This is a genomic window from Enterobacter sp. KBR-315C3_2022 (assembly GCF_041399425.1).
Taxonomy (GTDB): Bacteria; Pseudomonadota; Gammaproteobacteria; order Enterobacterales; family Enterobacteriaceae; genus Enterobacter.
In genome coordinates this window covers 14,916-37,875 of record NZ_JBGKEB010000017.1, presented here as the reverse complement: position 1 = coordinate 37,875, position 22,960 = coordinate 14,916, and the positions used below count along the sequence as shown (strand labels likewise).

21 protein-coding genes, 1 tRNA gene and 1 pseudogene are annotated in these 22,960 nt (G+C 59.9%); 14 read left to right on the top strand and 9 right to left on the bottom strand.

Annotation, left to right across the window (positions count from 1 at the left end; translation table 11 throughout):
- Window positions 1-71: 71 nt before the first annotated feature.
- On the top strand, window positions 72-1,934 hold the full coding sequence (gss, locus tag AB8804_RS17005) for a bifunctional glutathionylspermidine amidase/synthase (RefSeq protein WP_371188204.1): 1,863 nt from the start codon (window positions 72-74) through the stop codon (window positions 1,932-1,934).
- Window positions 1,935-2,042: 108 nt separating this feature from the next.
- Entirely contained in the window at window positions 2,043-2,840 is a 798-nt protein-coding gene (locus AB8804_RS17000; RefSeq protein ID WP_371188322.1) for a DUF817 domain-containing protein, read from the top strand.
- Window positions 2,841-2,995: 155 nt separating this feature from the next.
- Here the strand turns inward: AB8804_RS17000 and AB8804_RS16995 are convergent.
- Window positions 2,996-3,071: transfer RNA gene (locus tag AB8804_RS16995), tRNA-Phe, on the bottom strand.
- 95 nt (window positions 3,072-3,166) lie between these two features.
- Window positions 3,167-3,880: a DUF554 domain-containing protein gene (locus AB8804_RS16990; protein ID WP_371188202.1), complete on the bottom strand. Its 714-nt coding sequence runs from the start codon at window positions 3,878-3,880 to the stop codon at window positions 3,167-3,169.
- A gap of 193 nt (window positions 3,881-4,073) precedes the next feature.
- Here AB8804_RS16990 and AB8804_RS16985 point away from each other — a divergent pair, with 193 nt between their 5' ends.
- On the top strand, window positions 4,074-6,209 hold the full coding sequence (locus tag AB8804_RS16985) for an ornithine decarboxylase (RefSeq protein ID WP_371188200.1): 2,136 nt from the start codon (window positions 4,074-4,076) through the stop codon (window positions 6,207-6,209).
- A 104-nt stretch (window positions 6,210-6,313) separates the two neighbouring features.
- Here the strand turns inward: AB8804_RS16985 and AB8804_RS16980 are convergent, their stop codons facing one another.
- Window positions 6,314-7,006, bottom strand: coding sequence for a response regulator (locus tag AB8804_RS16980; protein WP_371188198.1), 693 nt, complete (start codon window positions 7,004-7,006; stop codon window positions 6,314-6,316).
- Entirely contained in the window at window positions 6,996-8,633 is a 1,638-nt protein-coding gene (locus tag AB8804_RS16975; protein ID WP_371188196.1) for an ATP-binding protein, read from the bottom strand. The genes AB8804_RS16980 and AB8804_RS16975 overlap by 11 nt, the downstream gene beginning before the upstream one ends.
- A gap of 345 nt (window positions 8,634-8,978) precedes the next feature.
- Between AB8804_RS16975 and AB8804_RS16970 the strand changes: the two genes are divergently transcribed.
- From AB8804_RS16970 to citG, 8 genes are read left to right on the top strand one after another with little or no spacing between them, the layout of a single operon-like run.
- Window positions 8,979-10,340, top strand: a complete 1,362-nt coding sequence (locus AB8804_RS16970; RefSeq protein ID WP_371188194.1) for a 2-hydroxycarboxylate transporter family protein — start codon at window positions 8,979-8,981, stop codon at window positions 10,338-10,340.
- 17 nt (window positions 10,341-10,357) lie between these two features.
- A complete protein-coding gene (locus tag AB8804_RS16965) occupies window positions 10,358-11,221 on the top strand; it encodes a fumarylacetoacetate hydrolase family protein (protein WP_371188192.1) in 864 nt (287 codons plus the stop codon).
- A gap of 13 nt (window positions 11,222-11,234) precedes the next feature.
- The gene (gene citC, locus AB8804_RS16960) at window positions 11,235-12,257 is read left to right on the top strand and encodes a [citrate (pro-3S)-lyase] ligase (protein WP_371188190.1); all 1,023 of its coding nucleotides are present in this window, start codon (window positions 11,235-11,237) and stop codon (window positions 12,255-12,257) included.
- Window positions 12,258-12,273: 16 nt separating this feature from the next.
- Window positions 12,274-12,567: a citrate lyase acyl carrier protein gene (gene citD / locus AB8804_RS16955; protein WP_371188188.1), complete on the top strand. Its 294-nt coding sequence runs from the start codon at window positions 12,274-12,276 to the stop codon at window positions 12,565-12,567.
- Window positions 12,564-13,439, top strand: a complete 876-nt coding sequence (gene citE, locus AB8804_RS16950) for a citrate (pro-3S)-lyase subunit beta (RefSeq protein WP_112009858.1) — start codon at window positions 12,564-12,566, stop codon at window positions 13,437-13,439. Before citD ends, citE begins: the two co-directional genes overlap by 4 nt.
- Window positions 13,440-13,449: 10 nt before the next feature.
- Complete coding sequence (gene citF / locus AB8804_RS16945; RefSeq protein WP_371188186.1) at window positions 13,450-14,973, top strand: citrate lyase subunit alpha; 1,524 nt, start codon at window positions 13,450-13,452, stop codon at window positions 14,971-14,973.
- Window positions 14,970-15,509: a citrate lyase holo-[acyl-carrier protein] synthase gene (gene citX, locus AB8804_RS16940; protein WP_371188184.1), complete on the top strand. Its 540-nt coding sequence runs from the start codon at window positions 14,970-14,972 to the stop codon at window positions 15,507-15,509. Before citF ends, citX begins: the two co-directional genes overlap by 4 nt.
- On the top strand, window positions 15,487-16,290 hold the full coding sequence (gene citG, locus AB8804_RS16935) for a triphosphoribosyl-dephospho-CoA synthase CitG (protein ID WP_371188182.1): 804 nt from the start codon (window positions 15,487-15,489) through the stop codon (window positions 16,288-16,290). Before citX ends, citG begins: the two co-directional genes overlap by 23 nt.
- A 90-nt stretch (window positions 16,291-16,380) precedes the next feature.
- On the opposite strand, the gene AB8804_RS16930 is transcribed toward citG, so the two are convergent.
- The 4 genes from AB8804_RS16930 to mutY all read right to left on the bottom strand — a co-directional run bounded on the left by AB8804_RS16930 (window position 16,381) and on the right by mutY (window position 20,486).
- The gene (locus AB8804_RS16930) at window positions 16,381-17,637 is read right to left on the bottom strand and encodes a nucleoside permease (RefSeq protein ID WP_371188180.1); all 1,257 of its coding nucleotides are present in this window, start codon (window positions 17,635-17,637) and stop codon (window positions 16,381-16,383) included.
- A gap of 297 nt (window positions 17,638-17,934) precedes the next feature.
- The gene (mltC, locus tag AB8804_RS16925; protein ID WP_371188178.1) at window positions 17,935-19,011 is read right to left on the bottom strand and encodes a membrane-bound lytic murein transglycosylase MltC; all 1,077 of its coding nucleotides are present in this window, start codon (window positions 19,009-19,011) and stop codon (window positions 17,935-17,937) included.
- Window positions 19,012-19,135: 124 nt separating this feature from the next.
- The gene (locus AB8804_RS16920) at window positions 19,136-19,408 is read right to left on the bottom strand and encodes an oxidative damage protection protein (RefSeq protein ID WP_042321942.1); all 273 of its coding nucleotides are present in this window, start codon (window positions 19,406-19,408) and stop codon (window positions 19,136-19,138) included.
- A 25-nt stretch (window positions 19,409-19,433) separates the two neighbouring features.
- Complete coding sequence (gene mutY, locus AB8804_RS16915) at window positions 19,434-20,486, bottom strand: A/G-specific adenine glycosylase (protein WP_371188175.1); 1,053 nt, start codon at window positions 20,484-20,486, stop codon at window positions 19,434-19,436.
- A gap of 144 nt (window positions 20,487-20,630) precedes the next feature.
- Here mutY and trmB point away from each other — a divergent pair, with 144 nt between their 5' ends.
- From trmB to AB8804_RS16900, 3 genes are read left to right on the top strand one after another with little or no spacing between them, the layout of a single operon-like run.
- Complete coding sequence (gene trmB, locus AB8804_RS16910) at window positions 20,631-21,350, top strand: tRNA (guanosine(46)-N7)-methyltransferase TrmB (RefSeq protein WP_371188173.1); 720 nt, start codon at window positions 20,631-20,633, stop codon at window positions 21,348-21,350.
- Window positions 21,350-21,676, top strand: coding sequence for a YggL family protein (locus tag AB8804_RS16905; protein ID WP_112009850.1), 327 nt, complete (start codon window positions 21,350-21,352; stop codon window positions 21,674-21,676). The genes trmB and AB8804_RS16905 overlap by 1 nt, the downstream gene beginning before the upstream one ends.
- 57 nt (window positions 21,677-21,733) lie before the next feature.
- Window positions 21,734-22,450 (top strand): DUF2884 domain-containing protein, encoded by a 717-nt coding sequence (locus tag AB8804_RS16900; protein WP_371188170.1) that lies wholly within the window; start codon window positions 21,734-21,736, stop codon window positions 22,448-22,450.
- Between the two features lie 108 nt (window positions 22,451-22,558).
- On the opposite strand, the pseudogene AB8804_RS16895 reads toward AB8804_RS16900, so the two are convergent.
- Window positions 22,559-22,920 (bottom strand): annotated as a pseudogene (locus tag AB8804_RS16895) (endonuclease domain-containing protein).
- Between the last annotated feature and the right edge of the window lie 40 nt (window positions 22,921-22,960).

Below are 22,960 nucleotides of genomic sequence, written 5' to 3'. Positions count from 1 at the left end.
CTGGTTAATCTCAATGTGCAGACGACGACAACCTTACAAAAATTGCCGCCTGCCAGCTTCAGGTTGGATACATGCGTAAAGGAAAGTTAAGCAGTGACGCTCCGTTTGGGACGTTGTTAGGCTATGCGCCGGGTGGCGTGGCAATCTACTCCTCGAATTACGACAGTCTCGATCCGCGTCACTACCCGGAAGAGGCGGATTTTCGCAGCTATATCGGCAACGAATACATGGGGCACAGGTGGCAGTGCGTGGAGTTCGCGCGCCGTTTCCTGTTCCTTAACTACGGCTTTGTCTTTACCGACGTCGGCATGGCGTGGGAGATCTTCTCCCTGCGCTTCCTGCGCGAGGTGGTGAACGACAATATTCTGCCGCTGCAGGCGTTTGCGAACGGCTCCCGGCGCGCGCCGCGGGCCGGGGCGCTGCTGATCTGGCAGAAGGGCGGCGAGTTCCACGAAACCGGACACGTGGCCGTCATCACCCAGCTTTGCGGCGACCGGGTGCGCGTGGCGGAGCAGAACGTTATCCACTCTCCGCTCCCGCTCGGCCAGCAGTGGACGCGCGAGCTGCGCATGACCGTCGAGAACGGCTGTTACACGCTGCACGACACCTTCAGCGACACGGAAATTTTGGGCTGGATGATCCAGACCAGCGATACCGAGCACAGCCTCCCGCAGCCGGAAGTGGACGGCGAGTTGCTGAAAATCCGCGGTGCACGCCTTGAGGATAAGCGACAGTTCGACGGTAAATGGCTCAACGAAAATGACGCCCTTCAGCAGGCGTACGTTCGCGCCAACGGCCACGTGATCAATAAAGATCCCTGCCAGTATTTCACCATCACCGAGAGCGCCGAGCAGGAGCTGATCAAGGCCACCAACGAGCTGCACCTGATGTACCTCCACGCGACGGACAAGGTGCTGAAGGACGATAACCTGCTGGCGCTGTTCGACATCCCGAAAATCCTCTGGCCGCGCCTGCGCCTCTCCTGGCAGTGGCGTCGCCACCATATGATCACCGGCCGTATGGATTTCTGCATGGACGAGCGCGGCATCAAGGTATACGAGTACAACGCCGACTCTGCCTCCTGCCACACCGAGGGCGGCCTGATCCTTGAAGAGTGGGTGAAAAACGGCTATCGCGGCAGCGGGCACAACCCGGCGGAAGGGCTGCTGGAAGAGCTGACCGGCGCGTGGAAGCACAGCCACGCGCGCCCGTTCGTGCACATCATGCAGGACAACGACGTGGAGGAGGACTACCACGCGCTCTTTATTCAGCGCTCGCTGATGCAGGCCGGGTTTGAAACCAAAATCCTCCACGGGCTGGGGGCGCTCAGCTGGGACAGCGCCGGGCAGCTGATCGACGACGAGGGCCGCCACGTCAACTGCGTGTGGAAAACCTGGGCGTGGGAGACGGCGATCGAGCAGATCCGCGAGGTGAGCGAAACCGAGTATGCCGCCGTGCCGATCCGCACCGGCCATCCGGCAGGCGAAGTGCGGCTGATTGACGTGCTGCTGCGCCCGGAAGTGCTGGTCTTTGAGCCGCTGTGGACGGTGATCCCCGGCAACAAGGCCATTTTGCCCGTGCTCTGGCAGCTGTTCCCGAACCACCGCTATCTGCTCGACACCGACTTTGAGGTCAACGACCTGCTGAGGCAGACCGGCTACGCCGCGAAGCCCATTGCCGGACGCTGCGGCAGCAATATCGATCTGGTCGGCGCCGGGGATGAACTGCTGGATCAATCCAGCGGCAAGTTTGTCGATCGGAAAAACATTTACCAGCAGCTGTGGTGCCTGCCGAAGGTGGACGGGAAATACATTCAGGTGTGTACCTTCACCGTGGGCGGCAACTACGGCGGGACCTGCCTGCGCGGGGATGACACGCTGGTGGTGAAAAAAGAGAGCGATATTGAGCCGCTGATCGTGGTGAAGGATAAGTAGCCCATACAGACGGTGTGCGGGCGAGCCTGCACACCGTTCGGATGACATAAAGAAAAGGGAATTTTAGTGTTAAGTCGTATCGATCGGTTTTTAATCTCTCCGCCGCCGATGAACCGTACCGGCATGTCTCGCTACGTCATTGAGTTTATCTGGTTCGGCATTAAGGAGCTGCGCGCCTGCCTGTTTGCCGGATTATTTTTTATCGCTATCTTCTGTATCCCACGGACCGGCGTGTTCGGTATTGCGCGCTACGATGTATTGCTGCTTATTGCCGTGTTTATCCAAGCCTGCATGGTCGCGACAAAGCTGGAAAGCTGGGATGAGCTCAAGGCCATCACGTTGTTTCATGTGCTGGGCTTCGCGCTTGAGCTATTTAAAACTTCGTCGGCAATCGGGTCGTGGCACTACCCTGAGGCGGGATGGAGCAAAATTGGCGGCGTGCCGCTGTTTAGCGGATTTATGTATGCGGCTGTGGGCAGCTACATCATCCAGTGCTGGCGTCTGTTTGATTTAAGAATACGCCACCATCCTCCGCTCCCTATGGCGGTTGCCCTTGCCCTGGCGTTATACGGGAACTTCTTCACCCATCATTTTATTGGCGACTATCGCTGGTACATTGCCGCCGTTGCTCTGGGCATGTATGCGCGCTCAATGGTGATATTTACGCCTTACCGTCGCGCTTACAAATTGCCCTTGCTGCTGGCCTTCGTTCTGATCGGCTTCTTTATCTGGCTGGCGGAGAATCTGGGCACCCTTTTTGGCGTCTGGCAGTACCCCAATCAGATCGGCGCCTGGGCGACGGTGCACGTTGGGAAATGGGGAGCATGGTCACTGTTGGTGATGATGACGTTTACCATCACGCTGTTTCTTAAGGATATCAAGAAGCGCATTCATATCGCGCAGTAAAAGAGAAGGCGGCAAGGGACGTGATTCACGTCTCTAACGGGGAATCTTACTGAATACCACCGCATTGGTTAAGAACGGAAGCGGGGCGCGTGGACTGGTGAATTAGGTTTGGCCCAAAAGCAAAAACCCGCCTTGTGGGCGGGTTCTTTAAATAGTGGTGCCCGGACTCGGAATCGAACCAAGGACACGGGGATTTTCAATCCCCTGCTCTACCGACTGAGCTATCCGGGCAACGGGGCGCATTAAACCCGATTCACCTGCCGCCGTCAACGAAATTTGTTGTTTTCGCTACGGACTGCACACTCTCTCACCAGTTCGTCGCAATCTTAGGCAAAAAAGTGCGTCCAGAGCGCGGAAAGCGGCATGGCGAGCAGCAGCGCGGGCAGCATATTCACCACCGCAAACATCTTGATGCCGCAAATCCGCAGCCCCGTTGCCAGCAGCAGCAGCCCGCCGACGGCGGTAAAGTCGGCCATCATTGCGGGCGTGGTGAGCGGCAGGATCAGCGTCGCGCTGGTGGCGAGCGCGAGCTGGATAAGCAGCATCGGCACGCCGATCGCGGCCACGGCAATCCCCAGCGTGGTGGCGAAAATGGTGGCGGTAAAGAAATCGAGAAACGCTTTGGCAATCAGTATGCTCGGATCGCCGGTCATCCCTTCCTGCATCGAACCGAAAATCCCCGTGCCGCTGGCGCAAAACAGAATCACGATCGCGACGTAGTTCTGGATAAATGTCTCGTGCGAGCCGTTTTGCGCTTTGCCCGGCCGGGCGATCAGGTTTTTGGCCTTACCGACCGCGCTGTTGATCCCTTTCTCCAGATAGCAAAACTCGCCGATCAGCGCGCCGAGCAGGGTGGCTAAAACCATCACCGGCAGGTTGGCGCATTTAATCACCAGAAGGATACCGATGCCCAGCGAGGCCAGGCCAAAAATAGAGGGCATAGAGGAGCGAATACGCTCCGGCAGGCGCTGGCTCAGCACGGCTCCGAGTACGCCCCCCAGCAAAACGGCTCCGGCATTAATAAAAGGCCCGACGACCACGGTAAGCTCCTGTTATTTAATCGTTGATAGTGCATGAGTATGACATGAACGCGGCGTAATGGAGTTAGCTTTGAATGATGTCGTGCATAATGATTCGATCTCCGGGGCGCAACGTATTACGCTCAGACGCGTTATCCGGCAGAATGCCGATTCTGACCGGGGCCGTTCTCCCTTTAAACGGGTATTTGCGCTTATGAAATCTTTGAAAATTGCCGTCAGCCGCGAGCTGGTGTCCGCCGTCTCAACGCATCGCGAAAAGGTGACGCTGGACAACACTGACTTTACCGACGTGGCGGCAGTCGTCATGACGGCTGCGGAAAGCGGCAGCGGTATTCTCGCGCTGCTGAAGCGCACGGGCTTTCAGCTGCCGGTGTTTATCTTCTCGCCGGAGCCTATGGCGCTGCCGGACGGCGTTACGGCGATCGTTTCCGGTAAGGCGCAGGAGTTTCTGGAGCTGGAGTCTGCCGCCGCGCAGTACGAAGCGGCGCTGCTGCCGCCCTTTTTTGACACTCTGAGCCAGTACGTCGCGATGGGGAACAGCACCTTTGCCTGCCCGGGTCATCAGCACGGCGCGTTCTTCAAAAAGCACCCGGCAGGAAGGAAGTTCTACGATTTCTTCGGCGAGAACGTGTTTCGCGCCGATATGTGCAACGCCGACGTTAAGCTCGGCGACCTGCTGATCCACGAAGGTTCCGCCAAGCACGCGCAGAAGTTTGCGGCAAAGGTCTTCAACGCGGATAAAACCTACTTCGTGCTGAACGGCACCTCGGCGGCCAACAAGGTCGTCACCAACGCGCTGCTCACCCGCGGCGATCTGGTGCTGTTTGACCGCAACAACCACAAGTCCAATCACCACGGCGCGCTGGTCCAGGCGGGCGCGACGCCGGTCTATCTCGAGGCGGCGCGTAACCCGTTTGGCTTTATCGGCGGCATTGACGCGCACTGCTTTGACGACGCCTACCTGCGGGATCGGATCCGCGAGGTGGCGCCGGAAAAAGCCGATGAGCCGCGCCCGTTCCGCCTGGCGGTGATCCAGCTCGGCACCTACGACGGCACGATCTACAACGCCCGTCAGGTGATCGACAGGATCGGTCACCTGTGCGACTACATCCTTTTCGACTCGGCGTGGGTCGGCTACGAGCAGTTTATCCCGATGATGGCCGACAGCTCGCCGCTGCTGCTGGACCTGAACGAGAACGATCCGGGAATTTTCGTCACCCAGTCGGTGCATAAGCAGCAGGCCGGGTTCTCGCAAACCTCGCAGATCCACAAAAAGGACAACCATATTCGCGGCCAGGCGCGCTTTTGCCCGCACAAGCGGCTGAACAACGCCTTTATGCTGCACGCTTCCACCAGCCCGTTCTATCCGCTGTTTGCCGCGCTGGACGTCAACGCCAAGATCCACGAGGGCGAAAGCGGGCGCAGGCTGTGGGCGGAGTGCGTGGAGCTGGGCATCGAGGCGCGCAAGGCGATCGTCGCCAACTGCCACATGATCAAACCCTTTATCCCACCGACGGTGGCGGGGCGGCCGTGGCAGGATCACGCCACCCACACCATCGCCCGCGAGCGGCGCTTCTTCAGCTTTGAACCGGGCGCGAAGTGGCACGGCTTTGAGGGCTACGCCGACGAGCAGTACTTTGTCGATCCGTGCAAGCTGCTGCTGACCACGCCGGGAATTGATGCCGAAACGGGGGAGTACGCGGAGTTTGGCATTCCGGCCACCATCCTCGCCCACTACCTGCGTGAAAACGGCATCGTGCCGGAGAAGTGCGATCTCAACTCGATCCTTTTCCTGCTGACGCCCGCGGAAAGCGCCGAGAAAATGGCGCAGCTGGTGGCGATGCTCGGCCAGTTCGAGCAGCACATCGAAGACGATACGCCGCTGGCGAACGTGCTGCCGACAATCTTCCAGAAGTACCCGGTGCGCTACCGCGACTACACCATCCGCCAGCTGTGTCAGGAGATGCACGACCTGTACGTCAGCTTTAACGTGAAGGATCTGCAGAAGGCGATGTTCCGCCGTGAGAGCCTGCCCGCGGTGGCGATGAACCCGCAGGATGCCAACCGGGAATACATTCGCGGCAACGTCGAGCTGGTGCGCATCCGCGACGCCGCCGGGCGCATTGCCGCCGAAGGGGCGCTGCCGTACCCGCCGGGCGTGCTGTGCGTGGTGCCGGGAGAAGTGTGGGGCGGTGCGGTACAGCGCTACTTCTTGGCGCTGGAAGAGGGCGTCAACCTGCTGCCGGGCTTCTCGCCGGAGCTGCAGGGGGTTTACAGCGAGAAGGATGCGGACGGGATTAAGCGGCTTTATGGGTATGTGTTGAAGTAGGTGCGTGCCCCTCACCCTAACCCTCTCCCCAAAGGGGAGAGGGAATTGCACGGAGCCGTCTTTTCACCCTCGCCCCTTTGGGGAGAGGGCCGGGGTGAGGGGAGTTAAGCCGCACTACGCCTGTACATCCTCCTCGGATGCCCAATCTTTCCGTACAGCATCTCCACGCTCAGAAACCCCGCCTCCACGCAGTGCTCCAGATAGCGCCGGGTGGTGGTTTTGCTCAGCCCCGTCTCGCTCACCACCTCGTCCACGGAAAAACAGTGCGTCGCCCGGTCGTTAAACAGCGCCTGCACCCGCGCCAGCGTGTTCTCTTCAATGCCCTTGCTGCCGTTGTCCAGGCGGTAGTTTTTCGCCTGAAGCTGATAGAGCGAGTCGACGTTCTGCTGGTCGACGATCTTCCACACGCGCTGCTGCTCGGCGAACTGCACGAAGCGCTCCAAAGACTGGCTCAGCCGCTTCCAGGAGACGGGCTTGAGAATATAGTCGAACGCGCCGTTGCGGATGGCCTGGCTGCAGGTGTCCATGTCGCTGGCGGCGGTGATAAAAATCACCGAGCAGTTGGCGCGGACCAGCATCGGATTGCTGATGAGCGTGATGCCCTTGCCGTCCGGCAGGTAGTTGTCCAGCAGCATCAGCTGCGGCCGCTTGCTCTCCAGCTGACTATGCGCGTCGGCCAGCGATGACGCCACGCCCACCAGCCTCAGGCGCGGATGTTTAGCGATAAGCTCCGCGTGCAGCTGCGCCAGCTCGTGTTCGTCTTCAACGATCAGTACGTCGATAAGTTCATGTTGCATAGTCGGTATCTTCCAGTTCCTGGGCGGGACGCCGGGCGGCTCCCGCGGCGGGAATAAACAGTGAGAAAATGGCCCCGCGCGGCGCGTTATCCGCCACTTCAATGGTGCCACCGGCCTGGGCGACATAGCTTTCAATCAGGTACAGGCCAATGCCGTGATCGCCGCGCGTTTTGGTGGTGACGCCGCGTTCAAATATTTTTTCCCGCAGGGCCGGGCTGATGCCCACGCCGCGGTCGGCCACTTCAATAATCAGCTCGTGCTCGTTCAGCTTGATCAGCACCTCAACCGGCTCGTGGGGAAGCGGCGCGCGCTGCGTGGCTTCGATGGCGTTATCCAGCAAATTGCCGATTATTGAAATCAGCTCGGACTCCAGCAGCGGCGCGAACGGTTTATCCATCCGGCACGCCGGGTCGAAGTCCAGCTCCACGCCTTTCTCCCGCGCCCGCGCGGCCTTGCCCAGCAGCAGGCCGCAGAGCGTGGGCGAGCTAAAGCGCGACGAGATAAAGTCCAGCAGCTCCTGCGCGTGTTCCGACTGCGCCTGAATGTAGCCGATCGCCTCCTCATAGCGTCCCATGTGCATCAGGCCGGAGAGGGTGGTCATGCGGTTGAGCTGCTCGTGGCGCATGATGCGCAGGTTATCCACGTAGCGCTTCACCTGGCTCAGCTGGGCGCTCAGCGAGTCGATCTCGTTGCGATCGCGGAAGGTGATCACCCAGCCCTGCAGCGAATCTTCCAGCATGATCCGCACCCGGCTGGCAATCACGGTGAGATCGTTAAAGCGGCAGATCTCATCGTGGGTGTCTTTTGCCAGCATGGTCTGCGGGGCAAAGAACGGCACGGGCGCAATCACCTGGCCAATCAGCTGTCCGCGTAGCGCGCGGGCGGGCTGGCTCAGGCCAAGCAGCTTGCGCGCCGCCTGGTTGATCACCTCGATGCGCAGGTCGTCATCGATGGCGATAACCCCTTCGTAGATCGACTCCATCATCGCCTTTTGCTGGCGCACCAGAAGGCCGATCTCGCGCGGCTCGAGGGAGAAAATCTGCTTCTTAATGCTGCGGGTGAAAAACCACGAGAAGATAAACAGCGCGACCAGCAGCAGCAGGGCGGCAATCAGAATATTCACCACTTTATTTACGGTAATGGTGTCGAGGTAGCTGGTGAGATACCCTACCGAGACAATCCCCACCACCTGTCCGGCATCGTTGAAAATGGGGGCCTTGCTGCGCAGCGAAATGCCCAGGCCGCCCTTGCGGATGGTGGTCGTGCTTTTGCCGCGCAGCACCTCTTCGTTATCGCCGCCGACCAGCGTTTTGCCCACCCTGTCGGCAAAGACCGAATGGAAAAGATGCAATCCTTTATTATCGCCAATGACGATAAAGCTGGCGTCGCTGTGCGCGGCTATTTTTTGCATGAAGTCGTGAATGGCGTGGATATCTTTCTCTTCAACTTCCCGGCGTAAATTAGGAATAAGCGCAATTTCCTCGGCCTGTATTTTCGCCCGCGCGCTCATTTCCTGATAAAGCTGTCGGCCAACGTCGACATAATAATATCCGCCCAGCAGCGCAAACAGCACTGAGAAAAAGGCAACCAGCGAAATAAACAGCTTTATCTGAAACGATACTTTCATCACTATCACGCACGGAATCATTGAGTTTGGGCAATATATCACCTTTTGCCCGACCGGCGCGGGTTTTGCCGAAAAGTTGTGATCCCTTGCACAGCGCAACCTGGAAAAGAATTGTCTTAATAAATCGTCGTCTTAAGGATTAATTAACCTTATCGGTTTGCTCACCCGCGAGTGAATAGAAACCATAAAAACCACGGCGATAAATAAGCGATAAATCACATAAAATAAAAGAAACCATAAAAACCATAGCTGCCATTAAAACTTCGCGCTGAATATGTCATTCCTCACATAAAGTAAGCCTTTGCGCCCCTAAGCTGAACGTACAAAATAACTAAGGGGCTTATTATGAGCACGACTGACGATTCTTTCTCTGTTACCCACGACCCGATTGAAATTCAGCGGCCATCGCTCAAGGAGCGCTGGTGGCATATTATGGATACCTGGAAAGTCGGGATTATTCCTCTGCCGCTGTTTGTATTAGCGGGAGCGCTGATCGCGATTGACTGCCTGGGCGGTAAGCTGCCGAGCGACATCGTGGTGATGGTCGCCACGCTGGCCTTCTTCGGCTTTGCCTGCGGCGAGTTCGGCAAACGCCTGCCGATCGTCGGCAAGCTGGGCGCGGCGGCGATTTGCGCCACCTTTATCCCTTCCGCGCTGGTCTACTACGGCCTGCTGCCGGACGTGGTGGTCGAGTCCACCACCAAATTCTACAAATCCACCAACATTCTCTACCTCTACATCTGCTGCATCATCGTCGGCAGCATCATGAGCATGAACCGCACGGTGCTGATTCAGGGCTTCCTGCGCATCTTCTTCCCGATGCTGTGCGGTGAAATCGTCGGCATGATTGTCGGCATGGGCGTCGGCCTGGCGCTGGGCCTGGAGCCGTTCCAGATCTTCTTCTTTATCATTCTGCCGATCATGGCGGGCGGCGTCGGGGAAGGGGCGATCCCGCTCTCCATCGGTTACGCCACGCTGCTGCACATGGACCAGGGCGTGGCGCTCGGCCGCGTGCTGCCGATGGTGATGCTCGGCGGCCTGACGGCGATCATTATCTCCGGCTGCCTGAACCAGCTCGGCAAGCGCTACCCGCACCTGACCGGCGAAGGCCAGCTGATGCCTAACCGCGCCAATGCCGATGCCGGCGTGTCTCAGCCCGCCTTCTCCGGCAAGGCGGACGTCACCACCATCGCCTCAGGCGCGCTGCTGGCGGTGCTGCTCTACATGCTCGGCATGCTCGGCCACAAGCTGATCGGCCTGCCCGCGCCGGTTGGCATGCTGTTTATGGCGGTACTGGTGAAGCTGTGCAACGGCGCCTCTCCGCGCCTGCTGGAAGGTTCTCAGGTGGTCTACAAATTCTTCCAGACCTCCGTCACCTATCCGATCCTCTTCGCCGTTGGCGTGGCCATTACGCCGTGGCACGAGCTGGTCGCGGCGTTCACCGTCAGCAACCTGCTGGTGATCGTCAGCACCGTTTCGGCGCTGGTGGCGACGGGCTTCTTCGTGGGCAAAAAGATCGGCATGCACCCGATTGACGTTGCCATCGTCTCCTGCTGTCAGAGCGGGCAGGGCGGCACCGGCGACGTGGCGATCCTGACCGCGGGCAACCGCATGAGCCTGATGCCCTTCGCCCAGATTGCTACCCGCATCGGCGGCGCGATTAACGTCTCCGTCTCGCTGCTGATACTCGGCAACTTCCTCGTTTAAGTTTTCAGGAAAAAACAATGAAACTCGCAAGCTTTATCTACCAGGGAAAACGCAGCTACGGCATCGTCCAGGCCGACGGCGTGATTGACTTAGGCCGCCGTCTCGGCGACCGCTACGGCGACCTCAAGGCGCTGCTGCAGGGCAACGGGCTGGCGCAGGCTACCCGCTACCTGAACGATGCGGTGGACGTGCCGATGAGCGCTATCACCTTCCTGCCGGTGATTGAACGCCCGGAAAAAATCCTCTGCGTGGGCATGAACTACGCCGACAAGCGCAAGGAGTTTGACCAGCACAACCCGGCCCCGACGCTGTTCGTCCGCTTCCCGGACTCCCAGACCGGGCACAACGCGCCGGTGCTGAAGCCGCGCTGCTCCAGCGAGTTCGACTACGAGGGCGAGCTGGCGGTGATCGTCGGCAAAGGTGGAGAGAACATCCGCCGCGACGACGCGCTGCGCCACGTGGCGGGCTACAGCTGCTACATGGACGGCTCCGCGCGCGACTGGCAGCACACCTGGTTCACCGCCGGAAAAAACTGGCGTCAGACCGGGGCGTTCGGCCCGTGGATGGCGACGGCGGATGAGATCCCGGACCCGCACCAGCTTGCGATCCGCACCTGGCTGAACGGGCGCATGGTGCAGGAGGACAACACCAGCAGCATGATCCACAAGGTCGCGGAGCTGATCGAATACATCAGCACCTTCACGCGCCTGAGCCCGGGCGACGTGATCATCACCGGATCGCCAGGCGGCGTCGGTAAAAAGCGTAACCCGCCGCTGTTTATGAAAGAGGGCGATCGCATTGAGGTGGAGATCGAGCGCATCGGTCATCTGAGCAACGTGATCGTCGAAGCGCCGGAGCAGACGCTTTCGGCGGCGCACTGAGGAAGGCGGCAGCATGCACTCGCATCCCATCGATTTCCGCCACACGCTGGTGGCGAAGCACCCCGAGCGGCTGAGCCAGATCCGCTACCTGCTGGCCGACAGCGGCCTCGGGCTGGACAACGACATCGAGCTGTTCGTCGAGGCCTGGTCCGGCCCGCAGCTGGTGGGCTGCGCCGGGCTTGCCGCCAACGTCATCAAGTGCGTGGCGGTCAACGAGCAGCTGCGCGGCGAGAACCTCAGCGCGCGGCTTCTGGCGGAAGTAGAACACGCGGCGCTGGAGCGCGGCCATTTTCACCTCTTCCTCTGCACCCGCCCGTGCAACCGCGAGCGCTTTGGCCGCAGCGGCTTCTGGCCGATTGCCCAGAGCGGCAGCAGCGCGGTGCTGATGGAAAACGCGCCGCAGGGGATCGCGCGCTACTGCCGTTCGCTGGCGCGCCAGCGCCGGGGCGGAGAGGCGATCGGCGCGATCGTGATGAACGCCAATCCGTTCACCCTCGGCCACCGCCATCTGGTGGAGCAGGCGGCGGGACGGTGCGATGCCCTGCACCTGTTCGTGGTGCGCGAAGACGCGTCGTTCTTCCCGTTCAGCGCGCGCATTGAGATGGTGCGCGCGGGCGTGGCGCACCTGCCGAACGTGGTGGTGCACGAAGGCTCGCAGTACATCATCTCCCGCGCCACCTTTCCGGCCTACTTCCTCAAGGAGAGCGGCAAGGTGCAGCAGGCGTGGAGCGAGATCGACGTGCTGATCTTCCGGGACTTTATCGCCCCGGCGCTGGGCATCACCCACCGCTTTATCGGCTCGGAGCCGTTCTGCGACATCACCCGCCAGTACAACCAGACGCTGCACGACCTGCTCGCCTCGCACATCGAGGTGGTGGAGATGCCGCGCCTCAAGGCCGCGGGCAACGCCATTTCGGCGTCGGAAGTGCGCCGTTTGCTCAAAACGCAGCAGTTTTCCCGGATCCGGGAGATCGTCCCGGACTCCACCTTCGCGCACCTCGAAACGCACTATCGCGAGCGTGCGGAAGTCGCATAACTATCAGGAATTGAACATGAAAATTGTAAGGGAGGCGCTGGCCGGAACGCAGGAGTCCAGCGACCTGATGGTGAAAATCGCCCCCGCCGACGGCGAGCTGGAGATTGTCATCCACAGTGAAGTGATTAAGCAGTTTGGCGAACAGATCCGCCGGGTCGTTAACGACACCCTGCGCGCCATGAGCGTGCACCAGGGATTGATCATTATCGAAGACAAAGGGGCGCTGGACTGCGTGATCCGCGCCCGCCTGCAGAGCGCGCTTCTGCGCGCCGCCGACGAGCAGGCCATCAGCTGGGGGGCGCTAAAATGAGCAAACTCCGCCGCAGCATGCTGTTCCTGCCTGGCGCCAACGCCGCCATGCTCTCCACCGCGTTTATCTACCGCCCGGATTCCATTATGTTTGACCTTGAGGACGCGGTGGCCCTGCGCGAGAAAGACACCGCAAGGATGCTGGTGTTCCACGCCCTGCAGCACCCGATGTATCAGGATATCGAAACCGTGGTGCGCATTAACCCGCTCAGCACGCCGTTTGGCCTGCGGGACCTGGAGGCCGCCGTGTACGCGGGCGTGGACGTGATCCGCCTGCCCAAAACCGATACGCCTGAGGACGTGTATGAGCTTGAAGGCCACCTTGAGCGCATCGAGCGCGAGTGCGGGCGCGAGGTCGGATCCACCCGCGTGATGGCGGCAATTGAATCGGCCATTGGCGTGATTAACGCCGTGGCGATTGCCCGCAGCTCCCCGCGCCTGATCGGCATCGCGCTGGCGGCCTTTGACTACGTGATGGACATGCAGACCGAGCGCGGCGACGGCACCGAGCTGTTCTACGCCCGCTGCGCCGTGCTGCACGCCGCCCGCGCCGCGGGTATCGACGCCTTTGACGTGGTGTGGTCTGACGTGAACGACGAGGCCGGATTCCTGCGCGAGGTCGATCTGATCCGCAAGATGGGCTTCAACGGCAAATCGCTGATTAACCCGCGCCAGATTGACCTGCTGCACAACGCCTACGCGCCGACCCAGCAGGAGGTGGATCACGCCAGGCGCGTGATTGAAGCCGCGGAAGAGGGCGAGCGCAACGGCCTGGGCGTGGTATCGCTCAACGGCAAAATGGTTGATGCGCCGATTATTCACCACGCGCAGGTGGTGCTTGAGCGCGCGGCGGCCTCCGGCGTGCGTCGGTAAGGATGAGACAATGAACCAGACAGAACTTCTCCACGTGAATTTCCCCCATCTGCGGGACCTCAAGCCCTTTGATTCTGCCCACGCCGCCACGCCGTGGCTGGCGGACAGCGACGCGAAGCGTAACCGCAAGCTCTGCGCCTCCGTTGAAGAGGCTGTTAAGCGCAGCGGCTTAACGGACGGGATGACCATCTCCTTCCACCACGCGTTTCGCGAGGGCGACCGGGTCATTAACAGCGTCGTGGCGCTGCTGGCGCGGATGGGCTTTAAAAACCTGACCCTGGCCTCCAGCTCGCTGATGACCTGCAACGACGCGCTGATCGAGCATATCGAAAGCGGCGTTATCACCCGAATCTATACCTCCGGCATGCGCGGCAGGCTGGCGGAGGCCATCTCCCACGGGCTGATGGACGAGCCGGTGCAGATCCACTCCCACGGCGGGCGCGTGAAGCTGCTGCAGGACGGCGAGCTGAACATCGACGTGGCGTTTCTCGGCGTGCCGTGCAGCGACGAGTTTGGCAACGCTAACGGCACGCACGGCAAATCCTGCTGCGGCTCGCTGGGCTACGCGATGGTGGACGCGCAGTTCGCCCGCAGGGTGGTGCTGCTGACCGAAGCGCTGGTGCCGTTCCCCAATATGCCCGCCAGCATCGTGCAGGATCGGGTGGACTATATCGTGCAGGTCGAGAGCGTCGGCGATCCGGCAAAAATCAGCGTCGGCGCGGCGCGCGTCACCAGCAACCCGCGCGAGCTGGCGATCGCCCGCTACGCCGCGGACGTGATTGAGCACTCGGGCTACTTCAAACCGGGCTTCTCGATGCAGACCGGCTCCGGCGCGGCGGCCACCGCCTGCACGCGCTTTATGGAAGAGAAGATGGAGCGCAGCGGGGTGAAGGCGCGCTTCGCGCTCGGCGGGATCACCGGCAGCCTTGTCGACCTGCACGAGAAAGGGCTGATTGAAACGCTGCTCGATACCCAGTGCTTTGACGGCCAGGCGGCGGCCTCGCTGGCGCGCAACCAGAACCACGTGGAGATCTCCACCAACGTCTACGCCAACCCCGGCAGCAAGGCGGCAAGCTGCGACCAGCTCGACGTGGTGATCCTCAGCGCGCTGGAAATCGACGTCGAGTTTAACGTCAACGTTATCACCGGCTCCGACGGCGTGATGCGCGGCGCGTCCGGCGGCCACTGCGACGTAGCCGCCGCCGCGAACCTGACCATCGTCGTCGCGCCACTGCTGCGAAGCCGCATTCCAACGGTGGTGAAGCGCGTCACCACGCGCCTGACGCCGGGTGAGAGCATCGACGTGCTGGTCACCGACCACGGGATCGCCGTTAACCCGGCGCGCCCGGAGATCCGCGAGCGGCTGCTGGCGGCGGGGCTGAAGGTCGTGGATATCGACGCGCTGTACGAGCGGGCGATTTCCCTGACCGGCGAGCCAAAACCGATTGAGTTTACCGACAGGATCGTCGGCGTGATCCGCTACCGCGACGGCAGCGTGATCGACACCGTGCGGCAGGTGAAGGAGGACGTATGATTTCAGCGACACCCGCGCGGGCGGGTGTCAGCCTGGACGAACTGCTGGCGGCGAAAGAGCGCCGCGCGGCCCGTCAGGCTGACTGGCTTGCCCACTATCAACAGCCGGTTATCTCGCTCACGCTGGTGACGCCGGGTGAGGTTAAAGACAGCCTGCGCTACCGCAACACCATGGGCGTGGCGCTGCAGATGTGCGACCAGCTTTTATGGGAGCACCGCTGGCAGGCGCTGGACCGTCAGGTGCTGTGGCTGCCGACCGGGCCGGAAGCGCTGTGGTGCGTGGCCCATCCGGCCGCGGAAGTTAAGGCCCACTGCGCGGTGCTGGAGCAGACGCATCCGCTCGGCAGGCTGTGGGATCTGGACGTCATCTGCCCTGTAAACGGCCACGTCGGGCGCCAGTCTTTAGGGGCGAATTTGCGCCGCTGCCTGATCTGCGACGAGCCCGCGCACGCCTGCTCGCGCTCGCGCAAGCATCCGGTCGAGCAGGTCGTGGCCCGCGTGGAGAAGACGATCGATGACTGGTTTGCTCGCGACTAAACCGCGCCCGGCGGACGTGCCCGCGCTTGCCGAGGCGGCGCTATGGCAGGAGCTGGAGCTGACGCCGAAGCCGGGGCTGGTGGACAGGTTCAACAGCGGCGCGCACCGGGATATGGACCACGCGCTGTTCGTTCGCAGCATTGCGGCGATTACGCCATGGTTTTCGCGCTTTGCCGAGCTGGGCAGCGCGCATGCGGATAAACCTGCTGCCGAACAGTTAAGGATTATCCGCCCGATGGGGATCGCCTGCGAGCAGGCAATGTACGCCGCGACGAACGGCGTGAACGCGCACAAGGGCGGCATTTTTGCCCTGGGGTTACTGTGCTTCGCCGCCGGGCGTGTGAAAAATGTCTCCGCTGACGGCCTCTGCTGTGAGGTAAGTAACATTTGCAGCGGGCTGGTTTCGCGGGAGCTTGCCGGGCGCAGCGGGCAGGCGACGGCGGGCGAGCGGCAGTATCAGCAGTACGGCTTAACCGGCGCGCGCGGCGAGGCGGAGAGCGGCTTTGCGACGGTCCGTAAGGCGCTGGACGCGTGGAGCGGACGCTCGCTTCACGGGCTGCTGCTGCGCCTGATGGCGATCAATCAGGACAGCAACCTGGTGTCGCGCGGCGACATTGACGGGCTGCGCTACGTTCAGAACTATGCGCGGGAGCTGCTGGCGAACGGCTGGGATAATCAGGCGCTGCTTGATATGGATAACGCGCTGATAGAACGGAACCTGAGCCCCGGCGGCAGCGCGGATTTGCTGTCGGTGGGGTGGGTGCTTTCTCAAATAAAATAGCCGGGTGGCGCTAACGCTCACCCGGCCGGTTTTATGTGCTTTTGTAGGCCCGGTAAGGCGAAGCCGCTACCGGGCACAACACATCAAAGATCAATGCGCGACCGGCTGCGCGCCATTCGGCACACGCACGTGCTTGTACTTGAACAGCGCGATGAACGCGAAGAACAGCACCAGCGAGTACGCGGCGAAGATCAGCCACACCGGCTGCCAGTCGGTGATGCCGTTGGTGGTGTACATCTCGACCACCTTGCCGCTCACCACGCCGCCCAGAATACAGCCGAAGCCGTTGGTCATCATCAGGAACATGCCCTGCGCGCTGGCGCGGATTTCAGGCTTAACCTCTTTCTCAACGAACACCGAACCGGAGATGTTGAAGAAGTCGAAGGCGCAGCCGTAGACAATCATCGACAGCACCAGCAGCACGGTGCCGAACGGGCTTGGATCGCCGTAGGCGAACAGGCCAAAGCGCAGCATCCACGCCGCGATGCTGATCAGCATCACGTTCTTAATGCCGTAGCGGCTGAGGAAGAACGGGATGGTCAGGATGAACAGCGTCTCGGAGATCTGCGAGATGGACATCATCACCGACGCGTGCTCAACGATAAAGCTGCCGCTGAACAGCGGGTTGTTATCGAAGCTGTGCAGGAAGGTGTTGCCGAACATGTTGGTGATTTGCAGCTCCGCGCCCAGCAGCATGGAGAAGATAAAGAAGATCGCCATGCGCTTGTTTTTGAACAGCGCGAAGGCGTCCAGGCCGAGCATGGTGCTCCAGCTCTGGTTTTTCTGCTGGTTAGACACCGGAATGGTCGGCAGCGTCAGGGTGAACAGCGCCAGCAGCACGGAGAGCGCCGCGCCGATGTAGAGCTGCATGTGGCTCAGCTCAAAGCCCGCGAAGCTCACGCCCCACATTGCCATGATAAAGCCGATGGTGCCCCAGATGCGGATTGGCGGGAAGTCGGTGACGATATCCATTCCCGCGGACTTCAGGCGGTAGTAGGAGATGGTGTTGATCAGCCCAAGCGTTGGCATATAGGCCAGCGAGTTAAGCAGGATCACCATGAACATCGCCCCCGGCGTGGTCACTTCGGCCGCCATAAACAGCGTTCCCGCGCCCACCAGATGGCAAAGCATGTACAGCCACTTCGCGCTGAGCCACTTATCCGCCACGATGCCGAGCAGCGTTGGCATGAAGACCGCCGCGATACCCAGCGAGCTGTATACGGCACCGATGGACGCGCCGTCGAACTTCAGCGTCACAAACATATAGGAGCCGAGCGTAGTCAGCCAGCTACCCCACAGGCAGAACTGCAGAAACGACAATATTTTAAGCTGCAGCTTAAGGTTCATGTTACTTTCCTCACAAGTGAGCGGGAGATATGTTGTTATAGGAACATTGAGGGTTGTTATTTGATGCAATTCTATCAGCAGGCGAGGTTATGTTTTGTTACCTCCCGCAAAAAAATGCAATCAACATTAATTTGCAGACTGGATTGTGATGCAAATAACGTTTTCGTATGGGTGTGGTGGGTGGTGCAGTGGGTGCGGCCTGATGTCCCCTCACCCTAGCCCTCTCCCCAGAGGGGAGAGGGAACTTGAACACCCTCTCCCCTCTGGGGAGAGGGCAGGGTGAGGGGCGTTATTTTTCTAGCGGCGGCGATAGCTCTTCTGCGCCGTGTTCACTTTGTAGAGGTAGCGGCGGGATTCCCCGGACGGGTGGCGCGTGGTCAGCGTCGTATAGACATCCCCCGGCGCCATGCTGTTGATGATGTTGGCCGCCTGCACCTTATCGTTCGAGAACACGCGCAGCACGCTGCCCGCGCCGCCGTTGTAGGCGGTGATCACCGCGTAGCGGCGCGACGTCGGGTTATCAATTCCGCCCAGGTACACGTTGTTCAGCATCGCCAGGTAGGCGGTGCCGGTATCAATGTTGCTCTGCGGATCGAACAGATAGCTGCGGCTCGGCGTGCCCGATTTCCCCTGCGAGCGGAACACGTCTTTACCGGCGCTGTGCTGCACCACCTGCATCAGGCCCAGCGCGTCGGAACGGCTCACCGCGTACGGGTTAAACGAGGATTCGGTCTGCATAATCGCCAGAATCAGCGACTCTTCCACGCCGTATTTACGCGACGCCTGGCGCACCATGCCGAGGTACTTATGCGCACGCTTGTCGAGGTGGTTCGGCACCAGGTTAATGGTGACGCTGTAGATAATCTTCAAGCCGTTTGTGCGGCTTTTCATGCGCGTTTGCAGCAGGTAATCGGCAAACCTGGTGGCGCGTCCTTCCCAGCGGATCGGCTGGCCGGTATTGTCCACGACCTGGCCGTAAAGGAACGGCTCTTTGGAAATGGTGATGTCGTCGGCGTCGGAATAGAGGTCAATCGAGCCGGGATCGTCGCCCATCAGCAGGGTTTTGATAATCGCCTGGCGCAGGTGCGCCGCGGGCTCGGTCCCTGAAATGGTTTCGATGGTAATCGTACCGTCATCAAAGTTGATGTGGCTGCGGGTTTGGTAGGCGTCGGTGTACTTAACGTAGTCCTTCGGTCCGGCGATCAGAACTTCGTTAAATCCCCAAATGTTTTCGATGTTATGGGCAAACTGCCCCATCAGGATGTCAAAACCGTTGGTGTCCTTAACCCAGGCTTCGTTGTAATCATCGCCTTTTTTTGAAGAACACGAGACAAGCAACGGCGCAACTAGAGCGAGCGCTAATAATTTTTTCATCATTCCGGGAGTGCGTGTTGTGTTTGCTTAGTCGTAGCTTTCGCCGGGTGGCGCTGCGCTTACCCGGCCTACAAAACCGTAGGCCCGTGCAAGCGAAGCGCCGCCGGGCAACAGCGGCGCGATACTATTTTTCCGGCGGCGTATAGCCTTCGATGTGCACGTCTTTGCCTTCAAACAGGTAGTTCACCATTTCCTGCTCCAGCAGCTTGCGGTGTTCCGGGTTCATCATGCTGAGCTTTTTCTCGTTGATCAGCATGGTCTGCTTTTTCTGCCACTGTCCCCAGGCTTCTTTGGAGATCTCGTTGTAGATGCGCTTACCCAGGTCGCCCGGGTAGAGCTGGAAGTCCTGGCCTTCAGCGTCGCGCTGCAGGAAAGTACAAAAAATGGTTCTGGCCATACTCATTCCTCTTTTATTGCGGGTGCTAAACCATTGCACCAGCACGTAATTGCTGTAACAGGCGCTCCACGGGAGCCGCCAGCCCGACTGATGGCGGTTGCGCTAAGTTATACCAGAGACCGCTCCCTTCATCCATGCAGGCGGTGAATGAAGACACGGGAAGCCACATAGGCACAATATCCAGATGGAAATGGCTGAAGGTGTGGCGAAACGCGGTCTGCTGCGCAAGGTTATCGGCAGCGATTCCGCGCTGTTCAAGCCACGCGCGTAATGCTGTTTCATCCTCAAACTGTGGGAAGCAGTATAGACCACCCCACAGGCCGCTCGGCGGGCGCTGGGCAAGGTAGACCTCGTCGCCGTGCTGCATCAGCAGCATATACCCGGTGCGCTCCGGCAGCGTCTGCTTCGGCTTTTTGCCCGGATACTGCGCCCTCGAGTGGTTGGCGTAGGCCACGCAGAGGTTACTCACCGGACAAAGCTCGCACTTCGGCTTTGAGCGGGTGCAGACCATCGCGCCGAGATCCATCATTGCCTGGTTAAACCGCTCGACGCCCTTAGCGAGCGTAACGTCTTCGCTAATTTCCCACAGGCGCTTTTCGACCTCTTTTTTGCCCGGCCAGCCGTCAACCGCATAGCAGCGGGCGAGCACGCGCTTCACGTTGCCGTCGAGGATCGGGAAATGCTTGCCTAAGGAAAGGGAGAGGATTGCGCCCGCGGTGGAGCGCCCGACGCCGGGCAGGTCCGCCACTTCGTCAAAGGTTTCCGGGAATTTGCCGTGATGACGCGTCGCAACCTGCTGCGCCGCCTTGTGCAGGTTGCGCGCGCGGGCGTAGTAGCCGAGCCCGGTCCACAGGTGAAGTACCTCGTCCAGCGGGGCGTTCGCCAGATCCGTGACCGTGGGAAAACGCGCCATAAAACGCTCGAAATAGGGAATCACCGTTGCAACCTGCGTTTGTTGCAACATCACCTCGGAGAGCCATACTTTGTAGGGCGTTTTTTCAATTTGCCAGGGCAGGGTTTTACGCCCGTATTTGTCGTACCAGTCCAGCACCTGGGCTGAAAATTGAGAGGCTTGCATGGTCATCGATTCGCGTATTCAGGGAGGCAGATTGCAGCACAGCGCCCATCTGCTGTAAACCGGATCTTTCCCATGCTTGCATACACGCCTTAACTTTGGATAATGCCCGTTTCCCGAACACTCTCACAAGCAGACAACTCTTTTATGAAAAACGACGTCATTTCACCGGAATTTGATGAAAACGGTCGCCCGCTGCGCCGGATTCGCAGCTTTGTCCGCCGTCAGGGCCGCCTGACAAAAGGGCAGCAACATGCGCTGGACAACTACTGGCCGGTGATGGGCGTTGAATTTACCGAACAGCCCGTCGACTTTGTCGAGCTGTTTGGCCGTGAAGCGCCCGTGACGCTGGAGATCGGCTTTGGTATGGGCACCTCGCTGGTGACCATGGCGAAAGCGCGCCCGGAGCAGAACTTCCTCGGCATTGAGGTGCACTCGCCGGGCGTGGGCGCATGCCTGGCAACGGCGCACGAAGAGGGCGTCGAGAACCTGCGCGTGATGTGTCACGACGCGGTGGAAGTGCTGCACAAAATGATTCCTGACAATTCTTTAAACATGGTTCAGCTCTTTTTCCCTGACCCATGGCACAAAGCGCGTCATAATAAACGCCGTATCGTTCAGGCGCCGTTTGCCGAGCTGCTGAAAAGTAAGCTGAAGCTGGGCGGCGTTTTCCATATGGCGACCGACTGGGAACCTTATGCAGAGCACATGCTGGAAGTGATGTCGTCTCTGGACGGGTATAAAAACCAGTCTGCAAGCAACGACTATGTACCGCGCCCGGACTCGCGTCCGGTAACGAAATTTGAACAGCGTGGCCATCGTCTTGGCCACGGCGTATGGGACTTAATGTTCGAGAGGGTAAAATAATGGCAAAGAATCGTAGCCGTCGTCTGCGTAAAAAAATGCACATCGAAGAATTCCAGGAAATCGGCTTCTCCGTTGCGTGGCGTTTCCCGGAAGGCACCAGCGTTGAGCAGATCGACCAGGACGTTGATGCGTTCATCAATGACGTTATCGAGCCGAACAAGCTGGCCTTTGACGGCAGCGGCTACCTGGCGTGGGAAGGGCTGATCTGCACGCAGGAAGTGGGCAAATGCACCGAAGAACATCAGGCGCTGGTGCGCAAATGGCTTGAAGACCACAAGGCGGAAGATGTTCGCATCAGCGAACTTTTCGACGTTTGGTGGGACTAATAAAGCAAGTAAAGGGCCAGCATAAGCTGGCCCATTTTGTCTGAGGGAGTGTTTAAGATGCGCAAAACGTTGCTGGCTGTTGCTCTAATGGCAATCGGAACCACCGCTCATGCGGATTATCAATGTAGCGTCACCCCGCGTGACGACGTGGTGTTAAGCCCGCAAACCGTGCAGGTCAAAGGCGAGAACGGCAATCTGGTGATTACCCCGGATGGCAGCGTCACCTTCAACGGCAAAGCGTATAACCTGACCGCCGCGCAGCGCGAGCAGGCGAAAGATTACCAGGCCGAACTGCGCACCGCGCTGCCGTGGATCGACCAGGGCGCATTAAGCCGCGTTGAGAAAAGCCGCGTGGCGCTGGATAAGATCATCACCAAAGAGGTGGGTGAGAGCAGCAACATGCGCACACGCCTGACGAAGCTGGACAAGCAGCTTAAAGAGCAGATGAACCGCATCATCGAGCACCGCACCGACGGCCTGACGTTCCACTACAAGGCGATTGATGAGGTTCGTGCCGACGGACAAAACCTGGTGAACCAGGCGATGGGCGGCATCCTGCAGGACAGCATCAACGAAATGGGCGCGAAAGCCGTGCTGAAAGGCGGCGGTAACCCGCTGCAGGGCGTGCTGGGCAGCCTGGGCGGCTTGCAGACCTCGATTCAGAACGAGTGGAAGAACCAGGAAGCGGATTTCCAGCAGTTCGGCAAAGACGTGTGCCAGCGCGTGGTGACGCTGGAAGACAGCCGGAAGGCGCTGGTGGGGACGCTGAAGTAACGCTTTTGCGCGCTGGGCCCCCCTCACCCTAACCCTCTCCCCAAAGGGGCGAGGGAATAGTTTGCTCCCCAACCTTAACCTTCTTCAGTGGTTTTCTCCCTCTCCCTTTCAGGGAGAGGGCCGGGGTGAGGGTAGCCGCATTTGCAGTGCCTCAAGGATCGTTTCTAAACCGCTTCTTCGTTATTCCAGAGTTCGTTGTTCCAGAAGCGAATCACATGCCAGCCTTTGGCATTCAGCCAAATCGTCCTCTGACGATCGTATTCCTGATTTTCATCATGTTGTCCTCCATCCAGCTCAACGGCCAGCCGGGCTTCGCAGCAGGCGAGATCCAGAATGTTGTTCCCTACCGGGTGCTGTCGACGGAATTTATAGTCAGCGAAACCGCGACGGCGCAGTAAATACCAAAGCCGTCTTTCTTCCCGCGTCGGCCCCCGGCGGAGCTGTTTTGCATAAGCATGAATCATGTCCATCCCCACACTCTGCCAGCCTTTCCCTCTGCTGGCAGAACGG